Annotated in this window: 18 protein-coding genes; 6 read left to right on the top strand and 12 right to left on the bottom strand. The window is 53.5% G+C overall.

What is annotated here, in order from left to right:
• Positions 1-488: 488 nt before the first annotated feature.
• From ABFX35_RS00925 to ABFX35_RS00905, 5 genes are all read left to right on the top strand, one after another.
• Positions 489-1,466, top strand: a complete 978-nt coding sequence (locus ABFX35_RS00925) for an aliphatic sulfonate ABC transporter substrate-binding protein (protein WP_346078641.1) — start codon at positions 489-491, stop codon at positions 1,464-1,466.
• A 1-nt stretch (position 1,467) separates the two neighbouring features.
• Positions 1,468-2,310 (top strand): ABC transporter permease, encoded by an 843-nt coding sequence (locus ABFX35_RS00920; RefSeq protein ID WP_346078639.1) that lies wholly within the window; start codon positions 1,468-1,470, stop codon positions 2,308-2,310.
• A gap of 2 nt (positions 2,311-2,312) precedes the next feature.
• Complete coding sequence (locus ABFX35_RS00915; RefSeq protein WP_346078637.1) at positions 2,313-3,041, top strand: ABC transporter ATP-binding protein; 729 nt, start codon at positions 2,313-2,315, stop codon at positions 3,039-3,041.
• 221 nt (positions 3,042-3,262) lie between these two features.
• Complete coding sequence (gene epsC / locus ABFX35_RS00910) at positions 3,263-4,219, top strand: serine O-acetyltransferase EpsC (RefSeq protein ID WP_346078635.1); 957 nt, start codon at positions 3,263-3,265, stop codon at positions 4,217-4,219.
• Positions 4,220-4,555: 336 nt separating this feature from the next.
• On the top strand, positions 4,556-5,761 hold the full coding sequence (locus tag ABFX35_RS00905) for a multidrug effflux MFS transporter (protein ID WP_279027424.1): 1,206 nt from the start codon (positions 4,556-4,558) through the stop codon (positions 5,759-5,761).
• 36 nt (positions 5,762-5,797) lie between these two features.
• Here the strand turns inward: ABFX35_RS00905 and ABFX35_RS00900 are convergent, their stop codons facing one another.
• From ABFX35_RS00900 to ABFX35_RS00870, 7 genes are all read right to left on the bottom strand, one after another.
• On the bottom strand, positions 5,798-6,877 hold the full coding sequence (locus ABFX35_RS00900; RefSeq protein WP_346078632.1) for a fimbrial protein: 1,080 nt from the start codon (positions 6,875-6,877) through the stop codon (positions 5,798-5,800).
• Complete coding sequence (locus ABFX35_RS00895; RefSeq protein ID WP_346078630.1) at positions 6,868-9,300, bottom strand: fimbria/pilus outer membrane usher protein; 2,433 nt, start codon at positions 9,298-9,300, stop codon at positions 6,868-6,870. Before ABFX35_RS00895 ends, ABFX35_RS00900 begins: the two co-directional genes overlap by 10 nt.
• A 4-nt stretch (positions 9,301-9,304) precedes the next feature.
• Positions 9,305-10,000, bottom strand: coding sequence for a fimbrial biogenesis chaperone (locus tag ABFX35_RS00890; RefSeq protein ID WP_279027418.1), 696 nt, complete (start codon positions 9,998-10,000; stop codon positions 9,305-9,307).
• A gap of 55 nt (positions 10,001-10,055) precedes the next feature.
• The gene (locus ABFX35_RS00885; RefSeq protein ID WP_279027416.1) at positions 10,056-10,652 is read right to left on the bottom strand and encodes a fimbrial protein; all 597 of its coding nucleotides are present in this window, start codon (positions 10,650-10,652) and stop codon (positions 10,056-10,058) included.
• Positions 10,653-10,673: 21 nt separating this feature from the next.
• On the bottom strand, positions 10,674-11,186 hold the full coding sequence (locus ABFX35_RS00880) for a helix-turn-helix transcriptional regulator (protein WP_279027414.1): 513 nt from the start codon (positions 11,184-11,186) through the stop codon (positions 10,674-10,676).
• Between the two features lie 1,164 nt (positions 11,187-12,350).
• Complete coding sequence (locus ABFX35_RS00875) at positions 12,351-12,842, bottom strand: FidL-like protein (protein WP_346078627.1); 492 nt, start codon at positions 12,840-12,842, stop codon at positions 12,351-12,353.
• On the bottom strand, positions 12,839-13,657 hold the full coding sequence (locus ABFX35_RS00870; protein ID WP_346078625.1) for a winged helix-turn-helix domain-containing protein: 819 nt from the start codon (positions 13,655-13,657) through the stop codon (positions 12,839-12,841). Before ABFX35_RS00870 ends, ABFX35_RS00875 begins: the two co-directional genes overlap by 4 nt.
• Positions 13,658-14,170: 513 nt before the next feature.
• Between ABFX35_RS00870 and ABFX35_RS00865 the strand changes: the two genes are divergently transcribed.
• Positions 14,171-15,109: a LysR family transcriptional regulator gene (locus ABFX35_RS00865; protein ID WP_279028661.1), complete on the top strand. Its 939-nt coding sequence runs from the start codon at positions 14,171-14,173 to the stop codon at positions 15,107-15,109.
• A gap of 13 nt (positions 15,110-15,122) precedes the next feature.
• On the opposite strand, the gene ABFX35_RS00860 is transcribed toward ABFX35_RS00865, so the two are convergent.
• The 5 genes from ABFX35_RS00860 to ABFX35_RS00840 are packed head-to-tail and all read right to left on the bottom strand — an operon-like array spanning position 15,123 to position 20,621.
• A complete protein-coding gene (locus tag ABFX35_RS00860; protein ID WP_346078623.1) occupies positions 15,123-15,524 on the bottom strand; it encodes an ExbD/TolR family protein in 402 nt (133 codons plus the stop codon).
• Between the two features lie 2 nt (positions 15,525-15,526).
• Entirely contained in the window at positions 15,527-16,243 is a 717-nt protein-coding gene (locus ABFX35_RS00855; protein ID WP_279028665.1) for a MotA/TolQ/ExbB proton channel family protein, read from the bottom strand.
• A gap of 11 nt (positions 16,244-16,254) precedes the next feature.
• Positions 16,255-17,031 carry an energy transducer TonB gene (locus ABFX35_RS00850; protein ID WP_346078621.1) on the bottom strand — a complete coding sequence of 259 codons (777 nt, stop codon included), beginning with the start codon at positions 17,029-17,031 and terminating at the stop codon, positions 16,255-16,257.
• Positions 17,024-18,346 (bottom strand): aryl-sulfate sulfotransferase, encoded by a 1,323-nt coding sequence (locus tag ABFX35_RS00845; protein ID WP_346078619.1) that lies wholly within the window; start codon positions 18,344-18,346, stop codon positions 17,024-17,026. Before ABFX35_RS00845 ends, ABFX35_RS00850 begins: the two co-directional genes overlap by 8 nt.
• 10 nt (positions 18,347-18,356) lie before the next feature.
• Entirely contained in the window at positions 18,357-20,621 is a 2,265-nt protein-coding gene (locus ABFX35_RS00840; protein ID WP_346078617.1) for a TonB-dependent siderophore receptor, read from the bottom strand.
• Between the last annotated feature and the right edge of the window lie 152 nt (positions 20,622-20,773).

The following is a 20,773-nucleotide window of genomic DNA, read 5'->3' as shown; positions in this document are numbered from 1 at the left end:
ACTCTATTCATTGAATATCAATAATAAATTCATTGATAGTTGTAATCAAAACGGTTCATTTTGCATGGTTTATTTTTAAGCGCCCGGCGGCAGGAACTTTTCCAGCCAAAAGCGCACTCTACAGATAAAAATGGTGAATATAAGCGGGAAATGCGTCAGATAACCCTTCAACACCACTCATCTATTAACCGCTTTATAACATTCACGGCGCGGCCGCTAACACGGAGGCGCCCACTCACAGCGCCAACCCGTTTATGCCATCCATTCACACTGCGCCCGTCAGCGGGCCACCGCCTATTCCAGTTAAAATATAAACAAATCATTAATAGTTATTTGTGCTGTTTAACTACCGCGCATTAATTTTAACAATTCGACGCCAATCCTGGCTGCACGCCAATAACAAAAAACGGCTATGCAGGCGGGCGGCGGAAAACCTCTAAGACCGACGAAAAACACTGACTTTGCTTTAATCAACCTCGGGGAAAAATATGCGATTCACGCACCGGCTATACCCTATCTCACTGGCAGCGCTGCTTTTTGTGCTGGCGCCGCTGCAGGCGCTGGCGGAAAGTCTGAAAGAAATCCGGCTGGACTTTGCCTATTATTCGCCGGAAAGCCTGGTGGTGAAGAAAAACCATTGGCTTGAAGATACCTTCAACCCCAAGGGCACCCAGGTGCGCTGGGTACTGTCCCGCGGCTCCAACAACTCACTGGAGTTCCTCAACGGCGGCTCGACCGACTTTGCGCTAACCTCCAGCATCTCCGCGTTTGTCAGCCGCGCCAATGGGCAACCGGTGAAAGCGGTTTACAGTTACCTCTGGTACGTGCCCAGCATTTTGCTGGTGCAGAAGGATTCACCGCTGAAAACGGTTACGGACCTGAAAGGAAAGAAAATTGCCGCCACCAAAGGCACCGACCCTTACTTTTTCCTGCTGCGCGCGCTGGACGCCAACCACCTGAAGCCCAGTGACGTGAGCATCGTTCACCTGCAACACCCTGATGGGCGCACAGCGTTGGAACAAGGGCGCGTCGACGCCTGGGCCGGGCTGGATCCGCACCTGGCGGCGGCCCAGCTTGCCGGGGCGAAAACGCTGTACGAAAACCCGGCCTTTGGCGTTGCCGCCTTCCTGAATACCCAGGAAGCCTTCCTGAAAGCACACCCCGATGCGGTTTCGGCCGTTATTCAGACCTATGACAAGGCGCGCCGCTGGATCATCGCCAACCCGGATGCAGCAGTAAAACTGATTGCCGCTGAAACCCAACTGCCGGAAGACGTGATTGCGCTGCAACTGGGCCGTTATGACTTTACCCAGCCCTTGCCGGGGCAAAAGCACCTGGATGCCATCAAGGCAGTGATCCCGCTGCTGCAGGCCGATCGGGTGATACGCACCGGCGCAGACACCGATACGGCGCTAAATACCCTGATCGACAGCGCCCTGGCCAAGCCGATCGTTGAGGAAAAATAGCATGACCTGCGATATCACCCCCAATGAAAGAACAGTGACTGGCGCTGCCGTAAAACTGGGCGCCCCCTTGCAGCAGCCCAGAGGCTATTATCGCCATCTGCGCGGGTTCTTACTGCCGATTGCTTTGCTGTTGGCGGTGGAAGGCATTGTGCGCATTGGCTGGGTGCCGGCCTATGTGATGCCGCCGCCGAGCGAAATCTGGTTGAGCTTTGCCGAACTGGCCCAAGGCCCGCTTTGGCAGCATATTCTGGCCAGTTCCCTGCGCGTGCTCACCGGCTTTACGCTGGGCGCCGGCCTGGCACTGTTACTCGGTGCGCTGGTCGGGTTAAGCAAAGTGCTGGAAGCCTACCTTGATCCGATGTTCCAGGCGCTGCGGGCGGTGCCAAGCCTGGCGTGGGTGCCGCTGTTGCTGATCTGGCTCGGGATAGACGAAGGCGCCAAGATCACCCTGATCGCCATCGGTTCGTTCTTCCCGGTCTATCTGAACCTGGTCGCCGGCGTGCGCAATGTGGATCGCAAGCTGGTCGAAGTGGGCACCCTGTACGGTTTTTCCAAAATCAGGCTGGTGCGCCGGATCATTATCCCGGCCGCCCAGCCGTACCTCTTCACCGGCCTGCGCGCGGGGCTGTCCATGGCCTGGCTGTGCGTGGTGGCGGCGGAACTGCTGGCGGCCACCCAAGGTATTGGCTACCTGCTCACCGACGGGCGGGAAACCTCCCGGCCGGATCTGGTGCTGGTCGCCATTATTACTCTGGCCCTGATGGGCAAGATAACCGACAGCCTGCTCAAATCATTAGAAACCAAGGCCCTGTCCTGGCGCGACGGTTACGCCGGTGAGGAGTGATCATGAGTACCCTGCTACGCCTTGAAAACATCAAAAAAACCTACAACCAGCGCACCGTGTTGAGCAACGTCAGCATTGAACTGCGGGCGGGGGAAGTGATCAGCCTGATCGGCCCCAGCGGCTGCGGCAAAAGCACCCTGCTACGGATTGCCGCCGGGTTGGATCGCGCCTTTCACGGCAGCCTGGACATCGCCCACGCCGCAGCGGGGAATGCCAAAAACGCCATCGGCGTGGTGTTCCAGGAGCCGCGCCTGATGCCGTGGCTGACGGTGGCGCAAAACGTCGGGTTTGAAGACGGCAACAACGCCGATAGCCAGTGGGTAAACCAGCTGATTGCCGACGTCGGCCTGGCCGGGCATGAGCACGCCCTGCCCAAACAGCTTTCCGGCGGCCAGGCCCAGCGGGTGGCGATTGCCCGCGGCCTTTACAGCAAGCCGCAGGTACTGCTGATGGATGAGCCTTTTAGCGCCGTTGATGCCTTCACCCGCATGCATCTGCAAGAGTTGGTGGAAAAACTGGCCCGCCAGTACCACATTGCCCTGCTGCTGGTCACGCACGATCTGGATGAAGCTTTTTACCTAAGCGATCGCGTGCTGATCCTGGGCGGCACCCCCGGGCATATCATCCAGGAGGTCAACGTGGCCGTCGCCAGGCCGCGCGATCGGCGCGACGATCAATTAGCCCATCTGAAAGCCGGGGCGCTCACGGAGCTGATTAAAATCCACGCCTGACACCGCTGGAGCAACGGCGGGTATATTCACAGAGTGACTATCGAAAGCTTATAAAAGTATTTGATTCGGGCAACGCGGGGGCACACTATCATAGCTATAACCTAATGAATTCATCCAAACTTATATACCCGTTGTACTTAAAGTTGTTTCGCCTGCCACACACCTGCAACCTGAAGTATGAAGGGGCTATATTGTGATGCTGTTTTAAGAGGTAAGCCACTATGCCGGAATTGGGTGAATTGTTTTATATCCCGCAGAAAAATATCAACTGGCATTTAGACAGCATCGTTGACGAATTAAAAAATGTTCGTCAACAGTGGCGTGATAAATACCAGCAGGGTAATTATCAAAATAAACGCTTGCTCCCGTCGAAAGAAAACGTCAGCAATATTGCCGATACGCTATCAAAAGTCTTGTATCCGATGCGCTTAGGCGCAACCGATCTCAAAAAAGAGAGCGAAGATTATTATGTGGGATACCTGCTGGGCAACGCGCTGGAGCGCCTGGCGGAAGAAGCCACGCTGGAATTGCGCTATAACGCCGGCGAACAATCCCATCCTGGCGATGAAGCGCAAGAGGCCATCAACCGCATCAAGCAGTTCGCCGCACAGTTGCCAACGATACGCAAACTGCTGGACAGCGATATTCTGGCTGCTTATCAGGGTGACCCTTCCGCCCGCAGTATGGATGAAGTGCTGCTGTGCTACCCCGGTATTCACGCCGTTATCCATTACCGCCTGGCCCATGAGCTGTACCGGCTGGAACTGCCGCTGCTGGCGCGGTTGATGACGGAAAAGGCGCATAGCCAGACCGGTATCGATATTCACCCCGGCGCGCAAATTGACGAAGGGTTCTTCATCGATCACGGCACCGGTGTGGTGATTGGCGAAACGGCGATCATTGGCAAGCGTGTGCGCATTTACCAGGCCGTCACGCTGGGCGCCAAGCGCTTTATCACCGACGCCGACGGCAATTTGCAAAAACGCTATCCGCGCCACCCGATCGTTGAAGACGATGTCGTGATCTATGCCGGGGCAACGCTGCTGGGGCGTATTACCATCGGCGCCCGTTCGAGCATTGGCGGTAACGTCTGGTTAACCCGCGACACGCCGCCGGACAGTAATATTCGGCAGGCCAGTTTATTACAAAGCCAATTTAAAGATGGCGATGGCATTTAACCTAACGGCTTATTCTCTTTCTGGTTTTTATTAGGCAGCACGCTACGCGGAGTTCGCTCTCCCTACCCTGTAAGCATACGCTCAGTAAGTTATCGTATGATTTATCATCATGTTTGATACCCATCAAAACCAAAGCAGAAACCGGTTTCAAACCCCGTTTTTTTTGCCATAATCAACAATATTTATTCATGCTGCGATTGAACAAATTGTTATGCACCTTTGCGGGGACGGGAACCTCAACCACGCCCTTGATGCTCAACCGAAGGTGCACAAAGGCGCAGATATGAAGGCTAACCATTCATCCATAGTGAAGTGGCGAAATAAAGGAGAGTGCGAATGAGAACAGGATCTGCCCCCGCCGGATCAAACACGCTGACAATCATCATGGTGCTCTCTGTTCTTTCGATCTTTCCGCCGCTGGCGACCGACATGTATCTCTCGGCCTTCGGCGACATCCAGGCTTATCTCAATGCCCCGGATGGGGCACTGGAGCTGTCGCTGTCGGTATTCTTCCTTGGCCTATGCGTCGGCCAACTGGTGTTCGGCCCTTTAATCGACCGGTTCGGCCGCAAGGGGCCGCTTCTGGCCGGAGCCGCGCTGTTCTGCGTCGCAACGGTACTGTTGCTCCTGACCCGTTCAACCTCGATATTTGTCGGCCTGCGGTTCATCCAGGCACTTGGCGCCTGCGGCGGTATGGTGGTGGGGCGCGCGGTGGTCTCAGATCTCTATGAGGGGACCGCAGCAGCGCGAACCATGACTCTACTGGTCATGCTGATGACGCTTGGGCCCGTCGTATCGCCGCTGCTGGGCGGCGTTATCGTAACGCAGTTCGGCTGGAAAATGGTCTTTATCACGATGTTGGCGATCGGTGCTCTCGCACTGGCGCTGGCATCCATGCTGCTGCCGGAAACCTTACCCGCCTCAAAACGGCTCAAGACGCCACTGACCGGCGTATTCAGCGATTATTGGCAGTTGTTGGCTTCCCGCCCGTTCGTCGTCCCGGCGCTGGTCAGTTCATTGGTCCAGGCGGCCATGTTCTCCTTTATCACAGCCTCATCCAGCGTTTTCCAGGGAGTGCTCGGCCTCGGTAAGATTGAATATGGCCTGGCCTTCGGCTTTGTCGCGCTCGGGTTGGTCGTCGCCTCGTTCGTCAACAATCGGTTGCTGGTGAAGTTGCAGGTACAAACGGTTATCAGCACTGTACTGCCGCTGTTTGTGGCTATTAGCTTCGTACTGCTGCTGGTTTCGCAAACACATCGGCTTTGGGTGCTGATCGCCCCACTCTGGTTCTCAATCGCCATGGTCGGTTTGCTGAGCGCGAACGCCACCTCCATTGCCATGGAGGCGGCACGGGGGCAATCGGGTGTGGGCTCGGCCTTGGTCGGCGCCATGCAATTCGGCGTCGCCTTCATCTGTTCAGCCGTGGTGGCTTCAGCGATCAGTTCAAGCGCCTTGCCTTTGGCGCTCGGGATACTGCTCCCCGCCCTTGCCGCGCTGATACTCTGGTCATTTGGCCGAACATCTTCCGGCAACGTAATATGAAGAACGGCTAATTAGCGGAGCGGCTGGCCTGGGTGTTTACTCATATTCCATATAAATCACCATGGTGCCAACCACCGTGCCGGCCGAGAGATTACTGCTGTCGTAAATCTTGTAACGTGCACCGATATCAATGCCGGTGAGTGAAGTAACCAAACTACTGCTTTTGGTCATTGAGGCCAACGAGGTGGCGCCGGAATCAAACGTTGAACTCATCTTGATAGGATCCGCAGCACTGTTAAACAGCTGAAAACCAATGCCGGATGAGGTCGAGGAAGGATTTCTGATTATGTAATTGCCGGTATCGACCAGATCGTTACTGTAGGCGCGTAAATTAAACGTCTTCGTGGCGAGGCTGTTCACGCTGCCGCTGCAGCTCACCGGGATCGTGAACTGGCTGTCCGAATAATCGCCGGATTTCAACGCAAAAACAGTAGTGTTGGGCAAGGAAAACGCAAGGTTTTCAATGACGCAGGTCGTAGTGGTCGGCAAGAAATTCACCGTCATCGACGCAAATGCTTTGACATAACTGAAAGAGGCTGCGGTTGCCAGAGCAGAAGTAGAGACAACTTTACGCAAAGCGCTTGCGGTTGCATAGGTGGAATTGCCGCTTGAGGTCACTAGGTATAAGACCGGTATCTCAATGCTGGAACCTGAGGTCGTGGCATCATAGGTGGTACCGTTCACGACCTCGGCGTTAAGCGTCATATCGGCATCAAAAGTACTTGCCGCAATAGCCGTGTTTACAAGGCCCGTAAACGTTTGGCTGCTTTTTGAGAGCGATGCGGTAAATTTGATATAGGTATCCAGATCCCCATTAGTGAATTTGACCGTGTAACCGCCATCTATACCATTACGATAATACAACGTTGTCGAACCGGCCCAGCACTGTAACGTATAATTTGAAAAATTCGAGCTTTGGGTATAGGAATAGCTATTACTTAACGAAAGCATATCGCTAATATCAGTGGAAGCGTTACTGGTCACCGCCATAGAACGGTCACCGATTAACATGCTATACGGATCACACCAGGCAGCATACACCTGCGCCCCAGAAAAAAGCCCAAATAATGCCAAGAAAACATTGAGTAGATACTTTTTACATACGATTATTTGCATATATTCCCGCCTGTAACAGTCGCGTCCCTTATAACACAAGAACCACCATTCGTTTTAATTAAAATATAATCAGGCAGAGTATTTGCCTTTATATAAATTAAGCTACCCTGAGCTACATATCCGAGTTCATGACCTTCCTTGTCAAAAATAGACGAACCAAAAGACAATGGTTTCCCTCTGCTATCAGCGGCGCGTAAAGAAAACGTCTGGCGCGTATCAGTGATATATTTGACATAGGAAATACTGCCCTTCCACGGGGCAATTTGTTTGATATTACCTAGCACATCATTGCCGGCCTCGGAACGTAGATAGTAGCTGTTTTTGCGCCAGGCTTTAGCATAAGGAATAAGCGTTTTACCGGAACTGTTGGTTGTAAAACTGCCATTGCCATTCACTTTCGCGCCGGAAACGCCTGGCGCATCAATGATAACGAAGTTGCTGCCCGTTCTTGGCGATGTCAACACACCATACCGTGAAGCCAAAATGCTGCCGGTGGCACCAACGCCATACTGGCTGTAGTTACTACCTTTAGTAACATTACCGGTGAGATTGGCGAACGGTGAATCATAAGAAACGTAACCGCCTGCCGTGGTTTTTTCTTGCTGGCTATTTTTCACCGACAGGTTATAGCGCAGGTTGTCTGCATATTGCTGGTTCCAACTCAAAGATGATGAGCTATATTCTTTCCCCTCCGTAGTCAAGGATGAACTAATACTGCTTGCACGCTCAAAAATGGTGATTGGAATACTCAAAGACAGACTGGCGTACGATTCGTCATAATATTTTACGTCTCTATCCTGAGCATCGACCAGGCCGACAGCGTAACCCTGGCTATACAGACGCCGCCCGGCATTCAATGTCCAGGAAATATTATTATAGCTATTGCTCCATCCCAATGAATATTGCTTTGATTTATCCTGGGTGTTCCAGTAGTCAACGGTATAAATGCTGGCCGACAGCGTGCCGTAACCTTCAGGCAAACGCTGATCCACCGAAATGCTCAGGCTGTTTTTTTCCTGCGCCTGATAACCGATCTTGTTGCTGATGTATTGGCTGATGGAGTCGGATTCATTCAGCGTCAGATAATCCGGTTTTTTATGTGTCAGGCTGACAGTGACATTGGTATTGGCACTGAAATAGCGGTTCCAGGCAATTCTACTTTTGCTGCCGCTGGCTTTGTTCTGCGCAGCTTGCAGGGCGGCCTGTTCAACGCTGGCTGATAGGGTTCCGGCATACGGCACCAACACCGATGCACCAATCAAGCCCGATTTGTATCTGCTGCTCAAAATCGAACCGGCCGCCAGCGTCAGGTAGTTATTCACCCCCAACGAATACTCTACCTGAGAGAAGTAGCTTTTATCCAACAGTGAGTCGGTGCGTAACTGACCGGCGTTAAACAACCAGTCGGAAGAACCACTGCGCAACATGCTCGAAGCCGCTGAATAAGGAATAAAAGACGAACTGGTGGTGCCATTCGCATTCTCAATCACCAGATTGAGATCGGAGCGTGAGCCCGTTGGCATCAGATCGGCGACGATAAACGGCCCGCCAGGCACACTCTGCTGGTAAATAATTTTGCCGTCCTGCAGCACCTTAATGACTGCGTTGCCGTCAGCCGTGCCTTTAATTACCGGCATATAGGTGCGATAGCTGTCCGGCAGCATCGTCAAATCTTTTTTCACGCCCAGACCACGAAAATCGAAGCTATCGAACCAGTCGGCATTGCTGGAATTGTCACCCAACGTTGCGATCGCGTCGATCGCCGGTAGCGATTTCTCCAGATAACGGCTACGGTTCACCCACTTCGTTTCGGCATTTTGACGACGATAGTAGTAAGAGTTATCACGGAAATGCCAGTCAGCCAGATTCAGGCCGCTATTGAGCGACAGATATAAATAAGATTGGTCGTCACCGCTATTACGGTAGCGACTCTGTGAATAGAGCATATTGTAGTTGGTATACAGGCCACTGATCCCCTTATCCCAGAGTTCGGGGGGCAACCAGTTTTTATCATGCGCGATAATATCCGCCTGCGGTACGGTAATCTCGAGGCGCAGACTATCGTGGTGGAACACCACGGCGCGCTGCTCGAGATATTGCACCAGCAAAACCCACTCCGCCGCGTTGCGCTGTTCCGCTAGCAACAGCGTTTTAATATCAAGATTCTTCAGATAGCCCGCATCGACATAAACCGCGCCATCAGCATCGATTTTTACATCATATTTCCCTTTCCACTCTTTATTGACAAAAACATCAGCGGAATAGATGCCAGGACTGATGGCGCTCTTTTGTGCCTGTGAGAGCTCTTTGGCGCTGGTGCCAACCATGAAGCTCTGGTCAAATTCAGCAGTGGCTAAAACGGAACATGAAAATGTCTCGCCCGATAGCAACAGGATGATAATTAATCGATTGCAAATTTTCATATTCTCAGTTGCTGATATCGATGTCTCTTTGCGTGCCAAAATCATCAATAATTTTAAAAGTGTAGGATTTCCGATCGCTCAGCAGATGGCGTTTATCGTACTCATTACAAGAGAATGGTCGTAATAACAACGCCTTATCAAGGAGGTTACCCCCTTTGCTTTTCTTATCCTCAATGCCTATCACGGTAACGAAATAAGGCGTCTCGTTTTTAATGCAAGACCCCTGAACACGGATATGCTGATTGATGCTGTTTGGGCTTATCGCTAATCCTGCTGGGCGATAGAACACTTTTAAGCGGCTCCGCACCGCAAATTGTAAATAGTTGCCGCTTTTGTTCTGCGGAACGGGGGGAACATCAATAATATTCAGCCAAAACACACTTTCACGATCGGTTGGCAGACTCGCGGCCAGATCATTTTTAACGATATTCAGTACCTGGCCGTTATCCGCATCAATACGGACTACCGCGGGTACGACCGCCAACGCTAATTTTAAATCTTCAGGCCTGGCGTCCGGATTGCCGTCATCAATCCATGATTGCACCAGATGCGCCTCAGACGATTTATTCATTAACTGCACATTCGTGCTTTTCTTACCGCCATCAAAAATGACCCGGGTGTTATTCACCACGACGCTGGCATGGGCATAAAATGTGCTCGTCAGCAATAAAGAGCACAACAAAGTTATCTTACTGATCATGTCTTTCCTGGAAGGACATCCTTGTCCTGTTATTTCATCCAAATAGCGTTAACGATTACTCGTATTCAAAGGTATAGGTTGCCGTGGTGATCACAGAACCGGTGGTGGCGGAACTTCCACCGTAATTGTAATAGTTGGCGTAGTAGCTCAGAGTGCCGTTCGCCGCGGTGTCATATTTTGACGAGTCGGACGACGTAGTCGCCAGACCGGTATTCAGCGCACTGTTCAACGCCACCAGCGAGCTACCGTCGGAGGTAATACCAATGCCTACGCCCGTGGCGGTACCGGATAAATTCTTCAGATAAATGCCATCATCCGAGACATTTGAACCTGAGAATGTGATCTTCAGCGCTTGGGCTGTAGTACTGGTGCTGTCGAATCCCGTACACCCGTCCACCGTCAGGCTGAATTGTTGCGGGTTCGCCGTCACTACGCCAATAGTAGAACCAACATCTGTGGCGGTGACCGGGGACATGTCCACAGTGAAATCACTGCCGTTGTTGGTGGTGACATTACAGGTTACATCGGTGACTGCTCCGGAGAAGGTAATCGTGCCGCCGCCAACGCCAGAAGTGGTAGTCGCGGAAGCAAGATTACAAAAGAAAAAAGCAACCAATCCGATAGTGATTTTATTAAAATTCCGATTTTCCATTTACATTATTTCCTTGGTCATTCATATTATTTCTAAAAGAGTGAGTAATAACTTATAAAATTCTAAAGTATTCTGACACCTCCACTTCGTCATCACTTTTGCTTTAATGTTGCTGATATTTTTACGCCCACAGTGAAAAATAATTGCCATTTGTTCTACTGAGACGCCCTGAGCCAACAGCAAGCAATAGCGTCTTTCGACCTTGGTCAACCTGGGAATATAAGATAACCGCATTTGAACCCGACTTATTGACCGACCACTCAGTAGCTGTACAAACTCATCGACGCTAATCCGGCTGCAAGCCGCGATGACGCTAATGTCGTTTGGAAACAAGCTAATTACATTTAATAAATGTCTTGGTCCAATAACTACAGTCCTCTGATAATCAGTACGATTAGCAGTCAGGCAGTCAATAACCCCACCATTTCTAACCTCAAACATATTCTTAGGCATGGCGAGGCATGAAATAATGTGCTTCACACCTGCGGTCATAAATGCATCACCGCCAAGAATAATAACTCTAATCGCCCCCATATAAAACCAACCTATTTGTCCCGGTGCTGCTTATTCCGGGCTTACCGAACAATAAAATTTGTGCGCACCACATACCTACCTTTAGCCGGTAATTCAGTTTTGCATAAATTTCATGAGGCTATTTTTACCCAGATTGAGCATGAATGTTAATGATTTATTAAGTGGATATATCTTAAAAAAATAAATGAACAGCTTGACATTAAGCCAATAAAAAACAACAACCATCCATTTGATATATATATATTTTCATTACCACCCCTCCAGTTAAATGTATAAATTACGATTTTTCTTTACAAATAAGCTTACCAAGTAACGGATTAATCCTAGATGACACAACCTATTTTATTGCGCCCTTATGTAAGTTCAAATTTTCACCATTAAGAGCAATAAATTGATAAAAATCAATCTAACGCCTATTTTTTAATTTGACTCAAGAAAACAACTTGACTGCATTGATTCCCCTTATCTCGAATAATATCCACTTAACCCCGAGCTGCCGGCATCGCTTTACATCCTGTTTATACTCAATGCTGGCTAATATCCGTCCAGACGCACTACGTTTGCTTCGGATTAAATTTACGCCCAAACCATCGACACCAGCAATTTAAAGATGTAAAAACGATATAATTAGATTTTTATTCCGCAAAATTAAAAAAATAAGAATTACATACCAAAAAGATGAGTCACTACGATAAACCGAAGGGTACGGCGCCATTATGTGCATCGGAACCACTCATTAGATAAATATGCTAATAAAATATAATTTTCGGATAAAAATTCCATTTAAAATCCATTTATAGATTTATCCCCATTGATAAGCGGTGACGTATAATCCAACAACCCGCTTATCGGCACGGCAGTCTGATTTGTTTGCGCAATATCGTAGTGGCCGTTGAACTAGAAGTTACGAGCGGAAGGGAAGCTATTTTCCCCTTTTTATCCATACAGCCTTGGAGACGCCATCGTCGAAATAAAACATTATCCGATTAATGACTCTAAAATAAGAACAAAAACCTATTAATTATAAATTTATAGGTTTTTGTTCCAGAATGTTTTCGCGGATTGATTTGACCGTATTACATGTGCCGATACAGCGATTAAAGGTGGGCGTAATCATGCCGAACGCCGTACGGATATTCGGCATGATGAGCGAAAATTATCGATTCAGTAGCGCTGGCAGGTGAACAAATGAGAGAGGGGACCGCCAATCAGATAGGTTTTTTTATCGAGCTGCACCACATTCAGTTGTAAAGAAGAGGGATCAAGCATCAACTCAGCCAATAGGTGATTAAAAGCCGCATCAGGGGTATTATCGGTCGATGATTTTATAATATTATCAATATGATAGCGATAAGTATCATAATCAATTTTATCGCCCTGATTGAGGATAATTCGACGATTAAGGGTAGTAACCTTATCGCCGTAAGTCACCTGCCCATTGAGCAATAAATAGCCTGAAGATTTATCCTGGAAACGCAGATCATGCTTCAGCGCAAACTCGATACTCCCCCCCTCTTTACGGCTTAGGTCATAACGCGTAAAGGTGGAGCAACGAAATGGAAAATCGTCGACGTGGCGCATAAACGTCACTGCCCCCAGGGAAATCAGAGCGAGCAGGATCATGACGGCCAACGCTATCGTGGTGGTTCTTTTCAACTCATTCTCCAGTCGAGATAATAGACGTTATCGCACGAGATAACATTTCCGCTGTTATCCAGCTTGCAGAAAGAGATGAGCGTTCTGCCATAATTTTGCGGAGAGAATGCGGTATTTTTATCGAAATAGAGACGCAGGCTGCTATCACAGGTTTGGTGATTTTCGCGCATCATTTGTTGGATTTGGTTCTTCAGTTCCGGCTCAGCCGGGCTGTCCCCCCCTTCTAAAAACACGACACGACAGCCGCCCGCCAGGGCGATGGAAACCGGTGCAATTTCCTGTTTACCCGCTTTTATTACCAGATAGTACCAGCTTCGGCCTGCAATCAGACAAATCAGCAACCCCGCCAGCAGCAGGCAACCATAAAGGGCAACGTGCGCCTTGGCGCGGCTTTTAACCGGCGGGGAAGTTTCAGTCAGCGAAGATTGCGATACATCTTCACGGGCAAACGCTTCCCGCGTGATGGGAATATCCGTGTTAAGGCGGATCCCCATTTTAGGCACGGTGATGATCAAATTTTCACAGCCAAACGCCGCCAGTGCGCGCCGCACAATGCTGAGATATTGATTAAGATTGTTATTCGAACCGCGTAGCCCATATTTATCCCACACCTCCGTCAACAGTACGTCCCTTGCCAGAATTTCACCGTTGGAGTTGAGCAATTGCTCGAACAGCCGGCCAGATGAAATACTCAGGCTTAGCGTCTCCTGCGTGGGCAGATGGCTCAATGTGCAATCATCTGAGTTATAAGTTATGGTCCCGTCGATCGTATAAATCATGCAAAAAATCACCCTATGCTCGCGGATCGCATCCATTATAAATCAGATTCTTATAGCGAGCGAATCTAAGTACCCAGATAATACAAATGCGTAGGTTCACTTTCTCGGATAATGTAGGCGAAAAAATATAGCCGCAGAGTAAAAACAGACTGATCCACGCGATATCGCGCTATTACTGCTTTTCGCCAGCGCAGCGGCACATGCCAATAGCCGGCATAAAGTATATTCTGCTGCCAACGGCATTATGAATAATGAGAGCAGGCTAAAGACAAACCTACTCCACGGATAAAAACATGCCGATACCGCCATTACATCTTAACAGCACATTCTGATTGCCATAAATGATACAGGGAAAATGGAAGGATAATTATTTACCGTGTTCCTTAATGCTGTTTTTCCGTTTAGGGCGGCAATGAATTAATCTGCCGTAAGTTACGCCGCAAAGGTGGGGGATGAGCGACGGCATATCTTATAACGTTATGTCATTGTCTTTTACCTGCCATCTCCCTACAAAATGGCGTAAATACCATACATTGGGGCGGCATAGCGATGAACTTGGATCTACGGCAATTGCGTAACTTTCTCGCGCTGGCTGAACACAAAAGTTTTGTGCAGGCGGCCGAAGCGGTTTACCTGTCACAATCAGCCTTCAGCCGCAGCATTCAAGCGCTGGAACAATCCGTGGGTTGCCAACTGATAGAGCGCCAGAGCAAACAGTTTGCCCTCACCTGGCAGGGGGAAAAGCTGCTGCCGATGGCGCGGCGCATGCAGGAACTGTCCGACGATCTGCTCAAAGAGATGCGCAACATGAGCGATGAACAGAGCGGGAGTCTGTTTTTTGGCTGCGGCCCGGCGCCCTCTTCGCTGCTGATCCCGCAGGCGATCGCCCACTTCAACCGCCTGCGCCCGGGCGTGCGGATCACCTACAGCGTCGATAACTGGCAATCACTGCACCAACGGCTGATCGCCGATGAATTTTCCTTTTTTATCGCGGATATCTGGCAGGCTGAAACCAACCCGGAGCTGAGAGTGCAGCCGCTGCGCAGCCAGCGCTGCTTTTTCGTCTGCCACCGTTCGCACCCGCTGGCGGAACAGGGCGGCGTCACGCCGGCACAGTTACTGAGCTACCCTTTTGCCGCGCCCTATCTGCCGACCGGCATCCGCAAGGTGCTAGCGGCACTGAGCCAGCAGCCGGACTTCACGCCGCACATCCAGTGCGACTATGTTTACTCGCTGTTCGGCGTCTTGCGCCACAGCAACGCCATCAGCTTCGCCAGTGCCGATACCTTTGAGCTGTTACAGGAAAGCCACGGGCTGGTGCGGATTAACCTGGCGGAAGCGCCGCCGGAATGGGAAAAGATGTGCACCCACTTCGGCATTATTTCCATGATGAACAAGCCCCTGCCGCCGCTGGCACAGCTGATGGTCGATACCATCGTCGACACCGATCGCCACGATCCGGTGAACTGGCTGGCGGCTGGCGAATAAAAACCGCACCGCGCTATTTTTGCGTCAACAGCGCCAGGCGGGTGATGCCGGCTTTTTCCATTTCGGCCAGGATCCCGGCCACCGCGCCGTAGTTAGCGCCCTCATCCGCCTGCAGTTGCACGATCAGATCGGCGTTTTCTGCCTTGGCCTGCTGCAAGCGCGGGATCAACATCTCGCGCGGCACCGCCGTTTTATTCACAAACAGCTGCGCCTGCGCGTCGATACTGACCACCAACGGGTCCCGCTGTTCCGGCGGCGCTATGGCCTCGGTTTTCGGCAGTTTAATCGGGATGGCGTTGGTCAGCATCGGGGCGGTGACGATGAACACCACCAGCAGCACCAACATCACATCCACCAGCGGCGTGATGTTCATTTCACTCATCACTTCATCGTTATCCTGCGAGACAAAAGCCATAATCACACCACCGGCTGCATTTTAAGGGGGGCAGTATAAGGCGCGGGCGCCTGTTCTGCCCCAGTGGCGGTAAACAGGTGGAATTCCTGCGCCTGGGCCACGCTGAAAATATCGTGGGCGAAATCATCCAGATAGGCCACATGCAGCTTCATGCGGCGGATGAAATAGTTGTAGACCAGTACGGCGGGAACCGCGACGGCGATGCCGACGCCGGTGGCGATCAGGGCATTGCCGATCGGCCCGGCGACGGTATCCAGGCTGGCGGAGCCGGTCTGGCCGATCTCCTGCAGCGCCGCCATAATCCCCCATACCGTGCCGAACAGGCCGATAAACGGCGAGGTACTGCCGATACTGGCCAACACCGCCAGCCCGGCTTCCAGCGAACGGCGTTCGCGCTGGATCTGCTGGCGCAACGCGCGCTCAATGCGGTCTGGCAAATTGACCGCGCCAGCGGCGCGCCCCGCTACCGCCTGCGCGGCATCCAGGCTAGCCCGCGCCAGGTTGGCAGAGGCGCCCGGCGCGTTCCCCGTTGCCGCCAGGGCGCCACTGATGCTCTCCTGCTGCCAAAATGCCCGCTGGAAACGCCGGTTGCGCTGCTTTTGCCGCGAAAACTGCACCAGCTTGGCCAGGCCGATCAGCCAGGTCAGCACAGAGAAAAACAGCAGTAGCAAAATGACGGCGCCTTCCGCCGATGCCAATTCAATGTGTCCCAAAGTCATAGCCTGTCGCCTCATGAAGTTAAATTGAAATTAATCGGAACCGTAACCCAGCCCGCTTCCGGCTTGCCGCCGCGTTGCGCCGGCACGAATGTCCAACGCTGTACCGCCGCTTTGGCCGCCTCGTCCAGCACCCCATAGCCGCTGGATTTCTGCAGCCGGATGCTTTGCGGCGTGCCGTCGGCGCGCACCTGAACCTGCAACAGCACAGTGCCCTGCCAGCCACGTTTGAGCGCGGCCGCTGGGTAATTCGGCGCCGGGTTACGTAAATAGGCCGCGTTGGCCGAAGGCGGTACCAGCGGCGCCGGCGCGGGGGCGGGTTTTGCCGCCGGCAGCGTGCTAAGCGGCTGCTCCACCGGTCGTGGCGCGCTCGGCGCCGGTTTGCTTTGCACCGGCGGCTTTTTCCTGACCACGGGTTTTGGCTTTGGCGCTGGTTTCGGCGGCGGCGGTGGCGCAACCTCATCAATCACCGGCGGTGGCGCTTCGGCAGGCGCAGGCGGTTCTGCCGGTTGCTCAACCGGCGGCGCCGGCGGCTGGGCAAACTCGATGGAAACCGCCACCGGCATCGGCACCGGCGGCAAGACCGCCTGCTGGCGCGCCGCCAGCGCCACGATGACCGCCGCATGCAAGGCCAACGTCAACACGCCCAGCAACAGCCACTCGTAGGCCCGGAGCCGATAAGGACCGGGCGCCTGCACGACAAAGCGCCGCAGCGTCTGCGGCGGCCAGGCCGGCGGCGCGTCATGCTCCGCCTGTAGGGCGTAGCGCCGATACGCGAACGCTTCAGCCACGGTGTTGCCCCTCGTTGACGACGCGGAATTGCGCATTGGCCGGCGGCGTCACCGCCTGTTCACTGTGCGGCGTGCCGGCCGGCGCCCAGTCATAAGGCACCGGCGTAGCGCGGTACAAGCCATTACGCCCTTTGCCGTAGAATGGGCTGACGTATTCCCACACCGTCTGGCCTTCCGCCGTCACCTGGAACACGCGCCCACTTTGCCCTTCGGTGATCAGCGTGTTGCCGTTAGGCAGGCGCCGCGCCAGGCTGGTGAACGTGCTGAAGAACGCCGAGCCGGGACGATACTCCCAGACGATCTGTTTGGTTGATGGGTCTATCTCGACCACCCGCGATATGCCGGTGGCGATGCGGTAAGCCACCGGCGGGTAGCCAGAACCGCCCTGGTTGTCGAACACCAGAATATTGCCCGCCCCCGGCAGCCCTTTCGGGATTATTTTGGCGTCGTGCTGGCCGCTTAACTGATCCACCGGGCGCGGCAGTTTCGCCCCGGCGGCAAACGGGTTGCTGCGCTCTGCCGAGGGGTAGTTCGGCCCCAGGCGCCACACCACCTTGCCGGTTTGTTTATCAATGATGGCGATAAAGTTGGCCTGCCGGGAGTCAATGATGATGTTGTCCGGATGGAAACGCGTATCGCCGGCGTCATACCAGCGGTTTTCGCCAAGCGGGCGGGCGTTGTTCAGGTGCAGGTAATCCGCGAGATCGGTGTTATGCACCAGTTCCAGCTGTTCCGGGGTAAAGCCAAACTCGTTCAGGTGATCGGAGGCCAGCCAACGCCAGACCACGTTGCCGTTAGGATCAACCTCATAGATCGCATCGTCGATCAACGCATCCAGCTTGAAACCGGCCACCTTGTGCAGGCGGTTCGCCAACAGCAACGTGTTGCCATTAGCCAGCCGCGTTATCTCATGGTGCTGGTGAGCGTTACCCACCGCCGGCTCGCCGGCCCAGCGCCACACCACCTTGCCGCTCCAGTCCAGCTCGGCCACGGCATGGTTATTCACGCCATTGCCGAAGGTGCGCCGATCACTGTCCTTGCGCTCTGCCAGTTGCACAAACACGTGCCCCTTGCGCCCCTGGTTGACGGCGGGATCGATCACTTCCGTCGGGAAGCCGCGGTATGGCCAGCTACGCACCACATTACCGTTCATGTCGATCAGATAGCTTTTGTCGTCCGCGCCGCTGAATACGGTGTAATGGCCCCAGGCTTTGGCCGGATCGTACAGGGTGACGCCGGTGGGGAACACGGTCGGCGCCGCCAATACCTTGGCGCTAACCAACAGAGCAGCGGCGACGTTAAGCACTTTTTTCATCTTGGTTCCCTTAGAAATCGTAACGGACGTTGAGGTTGAGCGTGCGCGGCGCGCCGACCACCAGGGCATTGCTCGCGGCGATCCAGTAATCTTTATCCAACAGGTTGTTCAGCTCGGCACGGTAGGTAATCTGCCCTTTGCCCAGCGGAACGCGGTAGCTGGCACCAAGGTTGTAAAGCTCATAGGACGGCGTCTGCAGGGTGTTGGCGGTATCAATGTACTGTTTGCCGGTGTGCGTCACGCCGCCGTAAACGCGCAGCCCGGGCAGCGAGAAGAACTCTTTTTCCACGCTGAAGCTCCCCTGATAGGTCGGTACCGCCGCCGCTTTTTTACCGACGACGGCCGCCGCGGCCTCGCGATATTCGGCGCGCAGCCAGGTGCTGCCCACATTGAGGGTTAGCCCCGGCAGTGGGCGGTAGCTGCCGTTGAATTCCAGCCCGTCGTAACGCACCGTGCCGTCGCCGACGTAGTAGTTATCCGCTGCGGCGTAGCCGGTGCCCCGTTCGATACGAAACAGCGCGGAAGCCAGCGACCAGTCCCTGCGTTCGCTCTTGATGCCCAGCTCATACTGCTTGCTTTCGATCGGCGCCAACTGCTGGTAGGCATTGGCATAGGTGCTCCCGACGTTGCCGCCGTCTTCCAGCGCTTCAACGTAGCTGGCGTAAATCGTGGTGTCGGGCCGTGGGTTGAACATTAGCGCCACGGTCGGCGTCAGCGGCTTCTCACGGTATGCGGTGCGCTTCGCCCCGGAAACGTAGTAGTTGTTGTTTTCGTAATCGAACTTCCGCAGCCCCAGCAACAGCGACCAGTTGTCGCCCAGCCCCAGGGTGTCGCTGAAGTAGGCCGATTTGGTGGTCCAGTCGGAAATGCGGAAGTAACGGCGCGGCGAATCGCCGTCGTAGGCCAGATCGAGCGAGGAGCCGTACAGATTGCCGGCCGGGAAAATGCCGGAAGCGGGATAAAGATGGTTTTGCCCGCCGGTGCTGGTGGCCGGATTGAGCGCGGGATCGCCGATGTTGAGATCGCGGGTTTGCTGCTGCCATTCCACCCCGGTGACGATGTTGTGCGTCAGCCAGCCGGTTTCAAAATCCCCCTCCAGGCGGAACTGCACGGAATCGTAGTTCAGCGTCGGGCGATAGAATTGCCGCAGCGCTACGTTGTAATCCCCCTGGGCGTTGCGCAGGTAGAGCGTTTCGTCGCGCGAATCAATACGTTTGAAGGTGTGCGAGTAACTGGCATCCAGCGTCCAACTATCGTTGATTGACCACTCCAGCCCGGTGGCGCCCACCCACACCGTTGAGTTGTAATAAGAGGAATCATAGGCGGTCAGGTCTTTACGCCCGTTGATCGCTGCCGGCAAGGCGTTGCCGGAATAGGCATAGTTCCCGGCACGGCTAATGCTAAGCGTGGTAATGCCGCCTTCCAGATCGCGCTCTTGATACAAGCCGTTGGCACGCCACACCAGCGAAGGCGTGATCCGCATATCCATATAGAGGGACACCGCCTGGCGATCGACTTTCGTGCCGTTATACGCCTCGCCCTTTTCGTTAACCGCGTTAAAGCGGTAGCCGAAGCGATCGTCGTCGCCAAAGCGGCCGCCGGCATCCAGGTGCTGGCTGAAAATGCTGTCCTGCGAATAACCTGCCGCGATCGACAACGTTGGGGTATTGGTCGGTTTTTTCGAGATGTAGTTGACGATGCCGCCGGGCGATCCGATGCCGTAAAGGAAGCCGGTCGCGCCCTTGAGCAACTGCACCTGCTCAAACATTTCCAGCGGCAGCTCCACCCCGTACATCTGGAACGGGTGGCCGTCAATCTTGTAGCCATTGACGAAGTCCAACGGCAGGCCGCGCACCGCCAGGGCATAGGCATCCAGCCCGTAAGTGCTGCCCTTGGCCTCGACGCCGGCTTCGCCGGCAAACAGTTTGCCGATGGTTTTCGCCTGCCGTTCCTCGATCTTTTCGCTATTGATGCTGTGGGTGGCAAACGGCGTTTTCAGATCGCTGCGCGTGCCCAAGGTGCCGCTGCTGACGACGGTGCCGCGCTGTGCGCTGACCGTTACCGTGCTCAGCACTCGCGCCTCGCCGGCCGCCGGCGACTGGCCCTGGCGATTTTCGGCTTCGGCCTGGGGTTCGTTTTCCTCGGTTCCCTGCTGTTGAATATAAGTCGCCGTATCATTGGTTTCGGCCAGCACAACGCCGGGTTCACCGGCTAGCGCTGCGGCAATAGCGAAAGAAATCGGTTTTAACCTTATTGTGGAATAAAGAGACGGCATAATGTTTATTCTCCGGTGTATACCCTTCATACTTCAAGTTGCAGGCGTGTTGGCTTTCCTCGCTCACCCCAGTCACTTACTCCAGTAAGCTCCTGGGGATTCGCTGCGTTGCCGCGTGATTCGGTCATACGGCCTCACCCCTTCGGAGCCAG

The organism is Gibbsiella dentisursi (assembly GCF_039539505.1).
Classification (GTDB): Bacteria; Pseudomonadota; Gammaproteobacteria; order Enterobacterales; family Enterobacteriaceae; genus Gibbsiella; species Gibbsiella quercinecans.
Note: the sequence above shows the minus strand (reverse complement) of the source record. Positions and strands in the feature narration are given on the sequence as shown.

Bases quoted from the DNA above. Each gene is read 5' to 3' on its own strand.
- ABFX35_RS00895 (WP_346078630.1), bottom strand. From the start codon at position 9,300: ATGAAAATTTGCAATCGATTAATTATCATCCTGTTGCTATCGGGCGAG.
- ABFX35_RS00840 (WP_346078617.1), bottom strand. From the start codon at position 20,621: ATGCCGTCTCTTTATTCCACAATAAGGTTAAAACCGATTTCTTTCGCT.
- ABFX35_RS00905 (WP_279027424.1), top strand. From the start codon at position 4,556: ATGAGAACAGGATCTGCCCCCGCCGGATCAAACACGCTGACAATCATC.
- ABFX35_RS00925 (WP_346078641.1), top strand. From the start codon at position 489: ATGCGATTCACGCACCGGCTATACCCTATCTCACTGGCAGCGCTGCTT.
- ABFX35_RS00890 (WP_279027418.1), bottom strand. From the start codon at position 10,000: ATGATCAGTAAGATAACTTTGTTGTGCTCTTTATTGCTGACGAGCACA.
- ABFX35_RS00865 (WP_279028661.1), top strand. From the start codon at position 14,171: ATGAACTTGGATCTACGGCAATTGCGTAACTTTCTCGCGCTGGCTGAA.
- ABFX35_RS00920 (WP_346078639.1), top strand. From the start codon at position 1,468: ATGACCTGCGATATCACCCCCAATGAAAGAACAGTGACTGGCGCTGCC.
- ABFX35_RS00845 (WP_346078619.1), bottom strand. From the start codon at position 18,346: ATGAAAAAAGTGCTTAACGTCGCCGCTGCTCTGTTGGTTAGCGCCAAG.
- ABFX35_RS00915 (WP_346078637.1), top strand. From the start codon at position 2,313: ATGAGTACCCTGCTACGCCTTGAAAACATCAAAAAAACCTACAACCAG.
- ABFX35_RS00885 (WP_279027416.1), bottom strand. From the start codon at position 10,652: ATGGAAAATCGGAATTTTAATAAAATCACTATCGGATTGGTTGCTTTT.
- ABFX35_RS00860 (WP_346078623.1), bottom strand. From the start codon at position 15,524: ATGGCTTTTGTCTCGCAGGATAACGATGAAGTGATGAGTGAAATGAAC.
- ABFX35_RS00900 (WP_346078632.1), bottom strand. From the start codon at position 6,877: ATGCAAATAATCGTATGTAAAAAGTATCTACTCAATGTTTTCTTGGCA.
- epsC (WP_346078635.1), top strand. From the start codon at position 3,263: ATGCCGGAATTGGGTGAATTGTTTTATATCCCGCAGAAAAATATCAAC.
- ABFX35_RS00870 (WP_346078625.1), bottom strand. From the start codon at position 13,657: ATGGATGCGATCCGCGAGCATAGGGTGATTTTTTGCATGATTTATACG.
- ABFX35_RS00855 (WP_279028665.1), bottom strand. From the start codon at position 16,243: ATGACTTTGGGACACATTGAATTGGCATCGGCGGAAGGCGCCGTCATT.
- ABFX35_RS00880 (WP_279027414.1), bottom strand. From the start codon at position 11,186: ATGGGGGCGATTAGAGTTATTATTCTTGGCGGTGATGCATTTATGACC.